Origin of the sequence: Mesorhizobium sp. RCC_202 (genome assembly GCF_041355295.1) — a bacterium.
Classification (GTDB): Bacteria; Pseudomonadota; Alphaproteobacteria; order Rhizobiales; family Rhizobiaceae; genus Mesorhizobium.
In genome coordinates this window covers 1-13,794 of record NZ_JBFUPO010000016.1, presented here as the reverse complement: position 1 = coordinate 13,794, position 13,794 = coordinate 1, and the positions used below count along the sequence as shown (strand labels likewise).

11 protein-coding genes are annotated in these 13,794 nt (G+C 63.2%); 6 read left to right on the top strand and 5 right to left on the bottom strand.

What is annotated here, in order from left to right:
* Nucleotides 1–62 precede the first annotated feature (62 nt).
* Nucleotides 63–1,112 carry an aldo/keto reductase gene (locus tag AB6802_RS27340; protein WP_371013324.1) on the top strand — a complete coding sequence of 350 codons (1,050 nt, stop codon included), beginning with the start codon at nt 63–65 and terminating at the stop codon, nt 1,110–1,112.
* Between the two features lie 60 nt (nt 1,113–1,172).
* On the opposite strand, the gene AB6802_RS27335 is transcribed toward AB6802_RS27340, so the two are convergent.
* On the bottom strand, nt 1,173–2,078 hold the full coding sequence (locus tag AB6802_RS27335; RefSeq protein WP_371013323.1) for a LysR family transcriptional regulator: 906 nt from the start codon (nt 2,076–2,078) through the stop codon (nt 1,173–1,175).
* Between the two features lie 184 nt (nt 2,079–2,262).
* On the opposite strand from AB6802_RS27335, the gene AB6802_RS27330 reads away from it, so the two are divergent.
* Nucleotides 2,263–3,450: an MFS transporter gene (locus AB6802_RS27330; protein WP_371013322.1), complete on the top strand. Its 1,188-nt coding sequence runs from the start codon at nt 2,263–2,265 to the stop codon at nt 3,448–3,450.
* Between the two features lie 39 nt (nt 3,451–3,489).
* Nucleotides 3,490–4,524: an aldo/keto reductase gene (locus AB6802_RS27325; protein WP_371013321.1), complete on the top strand. Its 1,035-nt coding sequence runs from the start codon at nt 3,490–3,492 to the stop codon at nt 4,522–4,524.
* 455 nt (nt 4,525–4,979) lie between these two features.
* On the opposite strand, the gene AB6802_RS27320 is transcribed toward AB6802_RS27325, so the two are convergent.
* Nucleotides 4,980–5,252 carry an usg protein gene (locus AB6802_RS27320; protein ID WP_371013320.1) on the bottom strand — a complete coding sequence of 91 codons (273 nt, stop codon included), beginning with the start codon at nt 5,250–5,252 and terminating at the stop codon, nt 4,980–4,982.
* 303 nt (nt 5,253–5,555) lie between these two features.
* Between AB6802_RS27320 and acs the strand changes: the two genes are divergently transcribed.
* Nucleotides 5,556–7,511 (top strand): acetate--CoA ligase, encoded by a 1,956-nt coding sequence (acs, locus tag AB6802_RS27315; RefSeq protein WP_371013319.1) that lies wholly within the window; start codon nt 5,556–5,558, stop codon nt 7,509–7,511.
* Nucleotides 7,511–8,260, top strand: a complete 750-nt coding sequence (locus AB6802_RS27310) for an MOSC domain-containing protein (RefSeq protein WP_371013318.1) — start codon at nt 7,511–7,513, stop codon at nt 8,258–8,260. Before acs ends, AB6802_RS27310 begins: the two co-directional genes overlap by 1 nt.
* Nucleotides 8,261–8,504: 244 nt before the next feature.
* Here AB6802_RS27310 and AB6802_RS27305 read toward each other — a convergent pair whose 3' ends face one another.
* The 3 genes from AB6802_RS27305 to AB6802_RS27295 form a co-directional block, all read right to left on the bottom strand.
* Entirely contained in the window at nt 8,505–9,773 is a 1,269-nt protein-coding gene (locus tag AB6802_RS27305; RefSeq protein WP_371013317.1) for a class I SAM-dependent methyltransferase, read from the bottom strand.
* Nucleotides 9,774–10,164: 391 nt separating this feature from the next.
* Nucleotides 10,165–11,526 carry a pilus assembly protein TadG-related protein gene (locus tag AB6802_RS27300; protein ID WP_371013316.1) on the bottom strand — a complete coding sequence of 454 codons (1,362 nt, stop codon included), beginning with the start codon at nt 11,524–11,526 and terminating at the stop codon, nt 10,165–10,167.
* Between the two features lie 481 nt (nt 11,527–12,007).
* A complete protein-coding gene (locus tag AB6802_RS27295; RefSeq protein WP_371013315.1) occupies nt 12,008–12,877 on the bottom strand; it encodes a transglutaminase family protein in 870 nt (289 codons plus the stop codon).
* Between the two features lie 178 nt (nt 12,878–13,055).
* Between AB6802_RS27295 and AB6802_RS27290 the strand changes: the two genes are divergently transcribed.
* The gene (locus AB6802_RS27290) at nt 13,056–13,721 is read left to right on the top strand and encodes an HAD-IA family hydrolase (protein WP_371013314.1); all 666 of its coding nucleotides are present in this window, start codon (nt 13,056–13,058) and stop codon (nt 13,719–13,721) included.
* Nucleotides 13,722–13,794: the final 73 nt, after the last annotated feature.

The following is a 13,794-nucleotide window of genomic DNA, read 5'->3' as shown; positions in this document are numbered from 1 at the left end:
GAAACGAAACGCCCCGTTCCTATTTGCTCCCTGTCATCCAACATTCCTCGGGGAATCCCACCATGCGCTATAACCAGCTCGGCAATACCGGCCTGTTCGTTTCCGAACTCTGCCTCGGCACCATGACCTTCGGCGCCGCCGGCCAGAATGCCCAATGGGGCCTGATCGCCAGCCTCGACCAGAAGGGGGTGAACGAGATCGTCGGCCGTTCGATCGCCGCCGGCGTCAATTTCTTCGACACGGCCGACGTCTATTCCGTCGGCCAGTCAGAGCAATTGCTGGGCCAATCGCTCAAGGATCTCGGCGTCAAGCGCTCCGATGTCATCATCGCCACCAAGGTGCATGGCGCGATGGGCGGCGGCCCGAACGAGCGCGGCTCTTCGCGTGGCCACATCATGGATTCGGTAGAGGGCAGCCTGAAACGGTTGCAGCTCGACCACATCGATCTCTACCAGCTGCACGGCACCGACACCGTGACGCCGATCGACGAGACGCTGCGCGCGCTCGACGATCTCGTCGCCAGCGGCAAGGTGCGCTATGTCGGCGTCTCCAACTGGCAGGCCTGGCGCATCGCCAAGGCGCTCGGCCTTGCCGAACGCAAGGGGTACGCCCGCTTCGAGACGATCCAGTCCTATTATTCGGTCGCCGGCCGCGATCTCGAGCGCGAGATCGTGCCGCTGATCAACGAAGAGAAGCTCGGTCTTATGGTCTGGTCGCCGATGGCGGGCGGCCTGCTGTCTGGTAAGTACGGCCCCGGCGCGCCGGGCAATGGCGAGGGCCGCCGCGCCGCCTTCAACTTCCCGCCGGTCAATGAAGACCGTGCCTGGGCGGCGGTCGCCGTCATGCGCGACATCGCCAAAAAGCACGATGTCGGCGTCGCCACGGTGGCGCTCGGCTATGTGCTGGCAAAGCCGTTCGTGATGAGCGTCATCATCGGCGCCAGCCGCATGGACCAGCTCGAGCAGAATCTTGCGGCAACGACCGTGAAACTCGACGCCGACGACCTCGCCAAGCTCGATGAGGTCAGCGCGCTGCCGGCCGAATATCCGGGCTGGATGCTGGAGCGGCAGGGCGCCGGGCGCCGTCCCGCGCCTTTCGTCCCGAAGGCGTAATCCGCTTCGACATTTCCAGGAAGCCGCGTGCCCATCGGCGCGCGGCTTTTGATTTCTGTTTTAGAGATGCACGGTCTCGGCGAGAAAATCCAGAAAGGCCCGCACCCGGGCCGGCAAATGCTTGCCCTGGCCGACATAGACCGCATGCGTCGGTTCCAAATCGCCGGGGTTGAACGCTTCCAGCAACGGCACCAGGCGGCCAGCGGCAATGTCGGGCTCGACATGCCAGAGCGCCAGCCTGGCGATGCCCGCGCCGGCGATCGCCGTGCGCCGCATCGCCTCGCCATCGGTCAGTGTCAGGTTTCCGCCAACCGGGACGATGATCGAGGCGCCCGTCGCATCGACGAACGGCCAGCCGTCTATATGCCGCACAAAGCCGAAGGCCAGCATGTTGTGGCTCGCAAGCTCGGCCAGCGTGCGCGGCGTGCCACGCACTTCAAGGTAGGACGGCGCCGCGACCACCACCATCCGGCTCTCGCCAAGCTTGCGCGCCACCAGGCGTGACTCGCGCAGCGGCCCGGCGCGTATGGCGACATCGGCGCGTTCTTCCAACAGGTCGATGACGTTGTCGGTCAGCACGGCCTCGACACTAATCTCGGGATAACGCTCCAGAAACCGCGGCAGCAGCGCCATCAGCCGGTGCTGGCCGAACGGCACATAGCTGTTGACCCTGAGCCGCCCGCGCGGTGCGGCTCCCGCCGCTGCTTCACGCTCGGCCGCGTCCATATCGGCAAGGACACGCCTGCCATTGTCGAAAAAAGCAGTTCCTTCCGGCGTGAGCTGCAGCTTGCGCGTCGAGCGGCTGACCAGTCGAGCGCCAAGCCGCGTCTCCAGCCGCGCGATCAGCTTGCTGACCGCCGACGGCGTCATGCGCAACGCTCGCGCCGCCGCCGAGAAGCTGCCCGCCTCGACGACGCGCACGAACACTTCGATCTCGCCGGAGCGATTGATTTCGGGCCTGGCCATTCGTGAATCTATTTCACAGATAATATGCCTGACGCAAGGCTGGTTCACAGGCGAAACGATCACGATCTTCCGGGTCGGTGCACGATCCCGAAAACTCGAGCCGGTTTTCGGAAAAGATCATGCTCCAACAAGAATCCAGGGCGCGGCATCAAGCGTCCTTTTCCTGATCGGACGGACCACCGCCATGCCCCTTGCTCTCTATGCCCTCACAGCCGGCGCCTTCGGCATCGGCGTCACCGAATTCGTCATCATGGGCCTGCTGCTCGACGTCAGCGCCGATCTCGGCGTCTCGATCTCGGCCGCCGGCCTGCTTATTTCCGGCTACGCGCTGGGTGTCGTCGTCGGCGCGCCGCTGCTTGGCGCGCTCGCCGGCCGCTTGCCGCGCAAGACCTTGCTGCTTGCCTTGATGGTGGTCTTCACCGTCGGCAACCTCGCCTGCGCGCTGGCACCCGATTATTGGACGCTGATGGCCGCGCGGGTGTTGACGGCTTTTGCCCACGCCTCCTTCTTCGGCGTCGGCTCGGTCGTCGCCACCGGTCTGGTCGCGCCCAACAAGAAGGCTTCGGCCATCGCTTTGATGTTCACCGGCCTCACCGTCGCCAACATCCTTGGCGTGCCGTTCGGCACCTGGCTTGGCCAGGCCTATGGCTGGCGCTCGACCTTCTGGGCCGTGACATTGGTCGGCGTGCTCGCCTTTGCCGTCATCGCGCTCCTGGTGCCGCGCGACGAGCCGGCTGCCGCAAGCGAAGAAGAGAGTTCCGAAGGCACGCTTGCCGTGCTTGGCCGCCGGCCTGTGCTGCTTGGCCTGCTCACCACCGTGCTGAGCTGGGTCGGCGTCTTCGCCGCCTTCACCTATCTGGCGCCGATGCTGACCCGGATCAGCGGTTTTTCGGAAGCCTCCGTGTCACCGATCCTGTTGGTCTTCGGCGGCGGCCTGGTCGCCGGCAATCTGCTCGGCGGACGCCTTGCCGACCGGCGCCTGGTGCCGACGGTGATCGGCACGCTGGTCGCGCTCTCGGCCGTGCTGTTCGCCATGACGGCCGCGCTGCACCAGCCGGTTGCCGCCATCGTCGCCGTCGGCCTGCTCGGCGCGGCCGCCTTTGCCACCGTCGCCCCGCTGCAGATGTGGGTGCTGGAAAAAGCCCAGGGTGCCGGCCAGGGCCTTGCCTCGTCCTTCAACATCGCCGCCTTCAACCTCGGCAATGCGATTGGCGCCTGGCTTGGCGGCTTCGTCATCGACCATGGCCCGGGCCTCGGCGCGGTTCCACTGATCGCCGCCATCGTGCCGCTCGCCGCACTTGGCGTGGTGCTTCTCGCGTTGCGGCTGGAGCGCGGCCCGACGATCGGCGCGCCGGCCACCGCCCAGTGCTGACCCGCTGAATTCCCGTCTTCGACACTCAGGAGAAAAAAGATGGACTATCGACCTCTCGGCGCTTCCGGCCTCAAAGTGCCGGCGCTTTCCTTCGGCGCCGGAACCTTCGGCGGCTCCGGCCCGCTGTTCAGCCATTGGGGCAACAGCGACGCGAGCGAAGCGCGCCGTCTCATCGACATCTGCCTGGAGGCCGGCGTCAATCTCTTCGATACCGCCGACGTCTATTCGAACGGCGCTTCGGAAGAGGTATTGGGCGAGGCGATCAAGGGTCGCCGCGACGCGGTGCTGATCTCGACCAAGACCTCGCTGCCGATGGGTGACGGCCCGGCCGACTGGGGCTCGTCGCGCTCGCGGCTGATCAAATCGGTCGACGCGGCGCTGAAACGCCTCGGCACCGACTACATCGACCTTTTGCAACTGCACGCCTTCGATGCCTCGACGCCGATCGATGAGACCTTGTCGACGCTGGACGATCTGATCCGGGCGGGCAAGCTGCGCTATGTCGGCGTGTCGAACTTCTCCGGCTGGCAGGTGATGAAATCGCTGGCGGAGGCCGACAAGCGCGGCTACCAGCGCTATGTCGCGCATCAGGTCTATTACTCACTGCTTGGGCGCGACTATGAATGGGAACTGATGCCGCTTGGCCTCGACCAGGGCGTCGGCGCGCTGGTGTGGAGCCCGCTGGGTTGGGGCCGCCTGACCGGCAAGATCCGCCGTGGCCAGCCTCTGCCGGAAAAGAGCCGGCTGCACGACACGGCCGATTTCGGCCCGCCGGTGGCGGACGAACATCTTTATCGGGTCATGGATGCGCTCGACGCGGTGGCGCAGGAAACCGGCAAGAGCGTGCCGCAGATCGCCATCAACTGGCTCTTGCAACGGCCGACCGTGTCGTCGGTGATCATCGGCGCCCGCAACGAGGAACAGCTGCGTCAGAACCTCGGCGCGATCGGCTGGGCGCTGACGCCGGACCAGATCAAGACGCTCGATGCCGCAAGCGAGGTCACCGCGCCCTATCCGTACTTCCCCTATCGGCGGCAGGAAGGTTTTGCCCGGCTCAACCCACCGGCGGTCTAACTAGCGCGGAACCGCTACGGGGGACAGTCTGTCTTTCACTGGGGGGCGCAAAGGGTCGCGTCGCGCCTCGACAGTACCGACCAATCTGCATATCGTGCTGTAGTGGATAAACTGAACCTAAGTGCTGACTACTACGCCACGTCCGATGCAGATGGACGGTTTCAACATGGCGTAATTTTCCATATCACGCGCAACAAGGCTGGAGGGTCTATCAGCACTCCCGTCGGTCGGTTTTATGCATGGCGACCACAGATCCATCCGGAGGGGTATTTTACGCATTCGAGAGTCGACTGCTACGTGGACGATGATCGGCTTGCACCAGAGCCAAGCTGGCTTGCACGCACACTTTTAGGCGCCCTTTTAGAAAAAGGCAGCGTATCAGAGCCGATATGGTTGGGGTGGCATCGGTCCACAGAGTTGGGTGGCGAAGAACGAGGTAGCGTTTTCGATCTCGACTAATGCAGCACGAACTCGCCATCCACTTTGCGCCACTCGTTCGGCGCGATCAGCTTTTGATGCGTATAGGTGATCGAGTGCAGCGGGCCGTCGAGCTTGGCTTTCCAGAACTCGATGAAGCGGATCAGCACAGGGAACTTCGGTGCTAGATCGTAGTCCTGCCAGATAAAGCTCTGCAGCAAATGCGGATGGTCTGGAAAATGGTAGAGAATCTTGGCCGTGGTCAGGCCATAGCCTTTGAGCATCAGGTCCATTTCGGAATGGTCGCGCATCGCGGTACCCTTGGTCGGTTCTCCTTTCCTCCCAACGTTGGATTCTGCGCCCAGTTGCTTAACTGTCTATTGATTTTTTCTGATCGCGATCGGCATTTTCATCGCCAAAACAGCTGGTTAGCAGCGACGCGGCACGAGTGCTGACAGCGCCTTGCGCATGCCCTGCGTCATCCCGCCACGCGAATCCAACGTCTAATGTTGCCGTCGGCGCGGAACTGTTAATAATGCCGCCGAATTCGCGGCTGCGTCGCCGTGAAGCCGTTGGCGCCAAGCCAACGGAACGGTTCGGGAGGAATGCCAGAAATGTCCGAGGTTCACGTACACCGCGTCCAGCCGGCGTGGAAGAAGAACGCGCTGATCGACAACGACACCTACCTCAAATGGTACGCCGACAGCGTGAAAAATCCGGACAAGTTCTGGGGCAAGCACGGCAAGCGCATCGACTGGTTCAAGCCGTTCAGCAAGGTCAAGAACACCTCCTTCGACGGCAAGGTCTCAATCCGTTGGTTCGAGGACGGCGAGACCAATGTCTCGTACAACTGCATCGACCGCCATTTGAAGAAGCGCGGCAACCAGACCGCCATCATCTGGGAAGGCGACAACCCCTACGACGACAAGAAGGTCACCTATAACGAGCTTTACGAGCATGTCTGCCGGCTAGCCAATGTGATGAAGAAGCACGGCGTCAAGAAGGGCGACCGCGTCACCATCTACATGCCGATGATCCCGGAAGCCGCTTACGCGATGCTCGCCTGCACCAGGCTGGGCGCCATCCATTCGATCGTCTTCGGCGGCTTTTCGCCCGACGCGCTGGCCGGCCGCATCGACGACTGCAAGTCGACCTTCGTCATCACCGCCGATGAGGGCCTGCGCGGCGGCAAGCCGATCCCGCTCAAGGACAACACCGACAAGGCGATCGAGATCGCGGCCCGGGCCGGCACCAAGGTCGAGACCGTGGTCGTCGTGCGCCGCACCGGCGGCAAGATCAACTGGGTGGCCGGGCGCGACGTCTGGTACCATGACGAGATCGCCACCGTGAAGCCGGACTGCAAGCCGGAGAAGATGAAGGCTGAGGATCCGCTGTTCATCCTCTACACCTCGGGCTCGACCGGCAAGCCGAAGGGCGTGTTGCACACCACCGCCGGCTATCTCGTCTATGCCTCGATGACGCACCAATATGTCTTCGACTACCATGACGGCGACATCTACTGGTGCACCGCCGATGTCGGCTGGGTCACCGGCCACAGCTACATCGTCTATGGCCCGCTCGCCAATGGCGCCACCACGCTGATGTTCGAGGGCGTGCCCAACTACCCGTCGCAATCGCGTTTCTGGGAAGTCATCGACAAGCACAAGGTCAACATCTTCTACACCGCGCCGACGGCGCTGCGCGCGCTGATGGGCGCCGGCAACGATCCCGTGAAAAAGACCTCGCGCAAATCGCTTCGCGTGCTGGGCTCGGTCGGCGAGCCGATCAATCCGGAAGCCTGGGAGTGGTATTTCAACGTCGTCGGCAACGGCAAGGTGCCGATCGTCGACACCTGGTGGCAGACCGAGACCGGCGGCATCCTGATCACGCCGCTGCCCGGCGCCACCGACCTCAAGGCCGGCTCCGCGACGCGGCCCTTCTTCGGCGTCAAACCGCAGCTGGTCGACGGCGAGGGCAAGGTGCTGGAGGGTGCGGCCGACGGCAATCTTTGCATCACTGATTCCTGGCCCGGCCAGATGCGCACCGTCTACGGCGATCACGACCGCTTCGTGCAGACCTATTTCTCCACCTACAAGGGCAAGTACTTTACCGGTGACGGCTGCCGCCGCGACGCCGACGGCTATTACTGGATCACCGGCCGCGTCGACGACGTCATCAACGTTTCGGGCCACCGCATGGGCACCGCGGAAGTGGAATCGGCGCTGGTCAGCCATGACAAGGTTTCCGAGGCCGCCGTCGTCGGCTATCCGCACGACATCAAGGGCCAGGGCATCTACAGCTACGTCACCTTGATGAAGGGCGTGGAGCCGACCGAGGAACTGCGCAAGGAACTCATCGCCCATGTCCGCAAGGAGATCGGCGCCATCGCTTCACCCGACAAGATCCAGTTCGCGCCGGGCCTGCCCAAGACCCGCTCCGGCAAGATCATGCGCCGCATCCTGCGCAAGATCGCCGAGGATGATTTCGGCGCGCTTGGCGACACCTCGACCTTGGCCGATCCGGCTGTGGTCGACGATCTGATCGCCAACCGGCAGAACAAGAAGGGCTGATGACCGGCGAGACCTCACTCGGCACCGTCCGCCAGCTGTGGCGTTACCCGGCGAGTTCGCTCGCCGGTGAGCCGCTTGATGCCATCTCGATCGGGACGACGACCGTTGACGGTGACCGGCTGTTCGGCCTGGTCGATGCTTCCGATGGCGAGATCGCGCGTCCCGATCGCAGCCCGAAATGGCACAAAGTGCCGCTGATCCGCACCCGGCTGACCCAAGATCGCCGGCTCGAAGTGGCGGTGCCGGGCGGCGACTGGCTGCCGGCGCCTGATCCCGAAAGCGACCGCGCCGTTTCCGCCTTCCTTGGCTTTGCGGCGTCGATCCTGCCTTTCGGGAAAGAAAATGCAGCTTCGGACTATACTGGCCCATTGACGGCCGCGCGCTACGCCAAGGCGCCGATCCACCTGCTCACCACCGCCTCATTGGCTCGGCTGAAGGCACTGCACCCGGAAGGCGTCCCCGATCCGCGCCGTTTCCGACCCAACATCCTGATCGACATGAAAGCCGTCGACGGCTCCTTCCCGGAAACCGAATGGATTGGCCGCAAGCTCGCGATCGGTGACCTGCTCTTGACCGTCTCGGAGCCTTGCCGCCGCTGCGGCTTCACCATCATCGCCCAGGACGGTTTCGACAACGATCCCGGCATCCTGCGCAATGTGGTGCGCCACAACGCCCACAATCTCGGCGTCTACTGCACCGTCGACCGGCCGGCGCGCGTCGCGATCGGCGCACCGATGCGGTTCGTTTAGCTGGTGTAGAACCCTTGAGATGCCGGCGGGACAGCGCGCCCCTCTGGCCTGCCGGCCATCTCCCCCAATTGGGGGAGATCGATGTCACCGCCGCTTTCGCCAATCACCAGCGTTGCAGGACGGCGCCTGCGACGAAGCTGCCAATCTCCCCCTTGTGGGGGAGACGTCCGGCAGGACAGAGGGGGGCGCGAAGGATCGCGACAGAACGATTTCCGTCCTGAGCCCCAGCACCTTTCGCGGGCGGCTACCGATACAGGTCCGCCCGCGTCGGCGGCAGGCCGCTTGGGCCGCGCGCGCGTTTGGTGGCGACGGTCTGGAAAATCTGCGCCGAAGCCCGCTCGAAGGTGACCGAGCAGCCGGTGAGATAGAGCAGCCATAGCCGCGCCTTGGCCTCGCCGACCTCGGCGATCGCCTCGTCGAAACGCGCCTGCAGGCGCTCGGCCCACAGGCGGCAGGTGCGCGCGTAGTGTTCGCGCAAATTCTCCACGTCGTAGACAAGGAAGCCGTGCGCCTCGAGATTGCCTGTTGTCATGCCGATCGTGTCGAGCTCGCCGCCGGGAAAGATGTATTTGAGCAGCGCCTTGTACTCCGCCCCCTTGCGCAGCGTCTTCTTGATGTCACCCTTGCTGCGCCTTGTGATGGCGTGATGCAGATAGATGCCGCCTGGTTTCAGCAGGCGATGTACCGTCGAGAAATAGGCCGCATGGTTGACGAGCCCGAGATGCTCGAACATGCCGATCGACGAGATCTTGTCGAAAGAGCCGGTGAGCTCGGCATAGGATTTGATCTCGATGGTGATGCGGTCTTCCAGGCCTTCGGCACGGATGCGCTCGCGCGCGAGATCGGTCTGGGCTTGCGACAACGAAACGCCGTGGCCGACGACGCCGTAATTCTTCGCCGCATGGATCAGCATGGCGCCCCAGCCGCAGCCGATGTCGAGCAGCCTTTCGCCCGGTTTCAGCCGGAGCTTGCGGCAGATGTGGTCGAGCTTGTCGAATTGCGCCTGGTCGATGCTGTTGGCGAAATCCGTGAAATAACCGCAGCTGTAGACCATGCGTTCATCGAGGAAGAGGCGGTAGAAGGCATTCGAGATATCGTAGTGATGCTGGATCGCTTCCTGGCTCGATCCGCTGACATAGGGGTTGCGACCGGAAAGATCGCTGCGCGCGCTCATCTCTCTTCGCGAGAACAGCACCGCCGGCAGGTCGCGCAGGATCGCCAGCTTCGGCAAGGATTTGAGCTTCGTCCTGAGCTTGCCTTGCGAGGGCAGCGCGTAGAAATCGAACAGCGTCCCGCCTTCGATGTCGACGGTCTTGGAAATCCACATCTCGATCAGCGTCGAGAACACCGGCCGACGCACCAACTGCCAGACGATGTCCTGGTCATTGATGGTGAGCACTGGACCGGTGGCCGGACCGATGCGTTCCCCGGTCCAGAGCCTGACCGCAAAACCCGGCTTTAGCGTTTCGATCACAGTTCGCACGATGCGAGCGGCTTTTTCGGCTGCCTCCATGCGGACACCTCCCAAGTACCAGCAGTCTCCTCACCCCGGAGTGTGCCTGCGCCGACGGCCAATCGCAACCAGGCCGCCGTGAGCCCACGGTCCCTGGCTATTTCAAACCGCATCTTGTCTTTTGCCGCGACGCACCCCATCATGAGGGAGTGTTCAACAAACTGAAAGGAGGTGATCCGATGTCGAGTGATTTCGTTTTCCATAACGTGAGCTCAGCGGATTGCACTTTCGGGAAGCAGTCTTCCCGTTAAGGCGCGAAACGCGCGGCAGGTAGCCCGAAGCGGCTATCGCCTGAAGCCGCGTCATGGACGGAAACACGGAAGGCCGCCGGCTTCGTCAAGAAGCGGCGGCCTTTTCCTTTTGAACACGACTGTTCAGCGGTTTCTCGCAGCTACTTGGTCACCGTCAGCTTGTCGATGTTGCGCACGATATCCTGAAACGCCTGATCGAGCTCGGCGCCGTTGGCGGCCTGGTAGAAATGCTTGGTGTTCCCGGTGTCCGGAGTGGCGCAGCTCTGCAGTGTCGACTTGGCATTCCTCTCGGTGAGGGCAAAGCCGATGGTGAATATCTCGATGCCCTGGCCGCGCATCGCCGAGCACAGTGTCGTCGCTGCGGTGCGTGTCTGCACCTTGCCGGCATCGTTGTAGACCTGATTAGGATCGGTGGCGTCGAAATAGGACAGGTTGAACTCGCCGTCGGTCATCAGGATCACATACTTGGCGACTTTCTTCGGGTCCATCCTGGCCGGCCGCTCCGAAGTCTTCATCACGCCGCCCCAGTTCTCCGACAGCATGTACCAGGCCCACTGCACGCCGATATGGCCAGCAGTGCCGCCGGACGCATCGAGGTTCTTGATGACATTGTTCAAAGCCGAGGCATCCGTGGTCAGCGGCTGCACCGTTGCAACCGGACAGGCGCGTGTGCCGCTCTGCCTGGCGAAATCGGACAGATAGAGATCGCGGTTTACCATGCTGATTTCGGGACCCGCATCCGAATATTGATAGGCGCCCTTGCGCTCGGTGGCGCAATTATCCGGGCGCGACGACGCCGAGACATATTTCGGATCCTCATTGCCCGGCGCCTGCTTGCGCTCGCTGGCTTTGGTTTCGACAAAGACGCTGCTTGCGGCGAGTGAACCTGCATTGACCGAATTGGCATAGGGCACGATTGCCACCCGCACCCGGGGATTGGAGGCATTCTGGCCGTCGAGGAAGGCATCGACCGCATTGCCGGCCGCCGCTCTCAGATCCTTGATCTTCTGGCCGGCCATCGAGCCGGTGACGTCGAGCATCATCGCCACTTCGATCGTCTTGTCGGAATAAAGCGCGGTGGTCGATCCGGTCACGCGCCGCATGCTGTCCGTGCCGAACAGCGGAAAATAGAGACCGACATCGACGTGCACATCCGCCTGCACGGTGTTGGCTGTCCTGTCGACGGTAAGCTTGTCGATGACGATCTGGTTGGCCTGCAGGATGCCGGCGGTGCTGTTGGCGTCGAGGAACGCCTGCACCATTTTGTTGGCATCCGCCTCCTGGATTACGCCGAGGGTGAGATCGCGGGCCGTCGAAGTCACAGCGGCGTCAACGACGCCCTGCAGGCTCGATCTCGCATTGTAGAGCTGCGAGATATTGACCGCGAATCCCACCCCCAGCGCGAGGACCGATGCGGCAGCTCCGAACAGAACCGCGAAATTACCCCCGCGATCCCGGGCAAAGTCGTCCACCCCACGAACGACACCTCTGAACTGCCGCATCCCTTCCGCCTCCACTGTGTGCGGCTTCGTGCCGCTCGGCGAATGCGCTGCAGGATTTCGGCCAGACGCGCCGGGAGCGCGGCGAGAACAGCCTTAACACTCGGTTAATTTGTTGTTTTTGTTAGATTTTCGGACACATGACGGTGAACGAGAGGTAAACGGGAAAGCGGCGGCGGCGGGCCGTTCAGGAATCGCTTACCATAGGCCGACCCAAGCACTGTAGCGCAATGGCGGCGCTTCCCGCTTCGGCACAGCGGAGCCTGTCCCGAAGCGGCTCAACGACGATCATGAGCCGGGATGAAACACCGAAGCTGGGTCTGTTGGGAATCAGGTCAGGCCGAGTCGGAGTCGAAGACGGGCGCGAAGCGACCAAACTGGACGGATTCCGAGAACCGGAGCGGATCGTACTCTTCGTACGTGAGCACCGGAAGCGCAGGAAGCCGCCATTTGCAGGCCGGCCTCATCTGAATCCCGACAGACCCTAAGCCAGCATCTGTGCGCTGGCCGTCCGGTCGATGCCGTGATGCGGCGGATTGAAAAGCTTGCCTTCCTGCTCATAGGTCCAGACCTTGAACCGGCTGAGCGTGTGCGGCCCGAAGCTGTGCAGCAGCGGCACGTCGGTGGCATCGCGGCCGCGCGCGATGACGATCCGGCCGATCCTCGGCCGATTGTGGCGCGCGTCGAACGTGTACCATTTGCCGTCGAGGAAGACTTCCATCCAGGCCGAGAAATCCATCGGCGCCGGATCGGCCGGCACGCCGATATCGCCGAGGTAGCCGTTCACATAGCGCGCCGGAATGTTCATGCAGCGGCAGAGCGTGATCGCCAGATGCGCGAAGTCGCGGCAGACCCCGACCCGCTCCTCATGCGCTTGCGCGGCCGTCCGGGTGGAGCGTGCGTAACCGTAGCCGAAGGAAAGCCGGTTGTTGACGTAGTCGACGATCGCCTGCACCCGGGCCCAGCCGGGCGGTACATGGCCGAAAAGCTGCCAGGCGACGTTGCTGAGGTGATCCGTCTCGCAATAGCGGCTGCCGAGCAGATACACCAGCACGTCATCCGGCAAATCCGCCACCGGCGTTTCACCCGCCAGCGTGTTGACCTCGTCGGTCTCGCCGCTGTCTTCGATCGCCGCGTCATAGAGAATACGGAAGCTTCCGGCCGGTGCGGTGAAGCGCCGGCACATATTGCCATGGCCGTCACGATAGGTTCGAGTCGGTACGGAAGGGGACGTCAGCACGCGCGTCTGCCGCTTGATGTCGGATTGCCGTTCCGGATGGATTTCGAGCAGCGAAATGATGGGCGTCGCGGCGACGCAGCCGATGGTGATTTCATAGCCGAGCCGGATCAGCATCGCATTCCCCCTTGACGATTGTTGGAAAACTTTTCGCTCAACGCCACAAGGCCGGCCTTGTTCCCGGGTCATGTCGAAATGCCGCCTTCCCACATGGCGCCATCGCGGCTACGGTGCGGTCGCGCTTGGCGCCTCCCCGAAAACAGATCCCCTCACCGAAACAGACTCAGGGCACCCGATGTTCGCAGGCAGAAAGTTCGCTGCATTTCTCTTCGACATGGACGGCACGGTCCTCAATTCGATCGCTGCCGCGGAGCGTGTCTGGGCGAAATGGGCAGAGCGCCATGGGCTCGACGTGGCAAGCTTCCTGCCGACGATCCACGGCAAGCGGGCAATCGAGACGATTGGCGGACTGGGGCTGCCTGGCGTTGACGCCGTCGCGGAGGCCACGGCACTGCTCAAGGCCGAAGCAGAGGATCTCGAAGGCGTCGTCCCGATCCCGGGCGCCGTAGCGTTCCTCAACGCGCTGCCGCCGCAGCGCTGGGCCATCGTCACGTCGGCCCCGCGCGAGCTGGCGCTGTTGCGCATGCACGCGGCCGGCATCCCGGTTCCCGCCATGATGGTCACAGGCGAGGAAGTCACCCACGGCAAGCCTGCGCCGGACTGTTTTCTTATGGCGGCAAAGCGTCTCGGCGTCGCGGCACGCGACTGCCTCGTCTTCGAGGATGCGCCGGCGGGAATAGCGGCCGGCGAGGCTTCCGGCGCCTCGGTGATGGTGATCGCCGCCACGCACGTCCATCCGCTGGTCACGCCGCACCCGGCAATACGTTCCTATGACGAAGTTGCCATTGCGGTCGACGATGCCGGTTCGATCCAATTGTCGGCAGCGCGGGCTGCGGCCTAGGGCCTGTTGAGAATCAGCGTGAGTTGATGACGGATGCGCAAGCGTAGATCATTGCGCTGAAGTTTCGATCTGT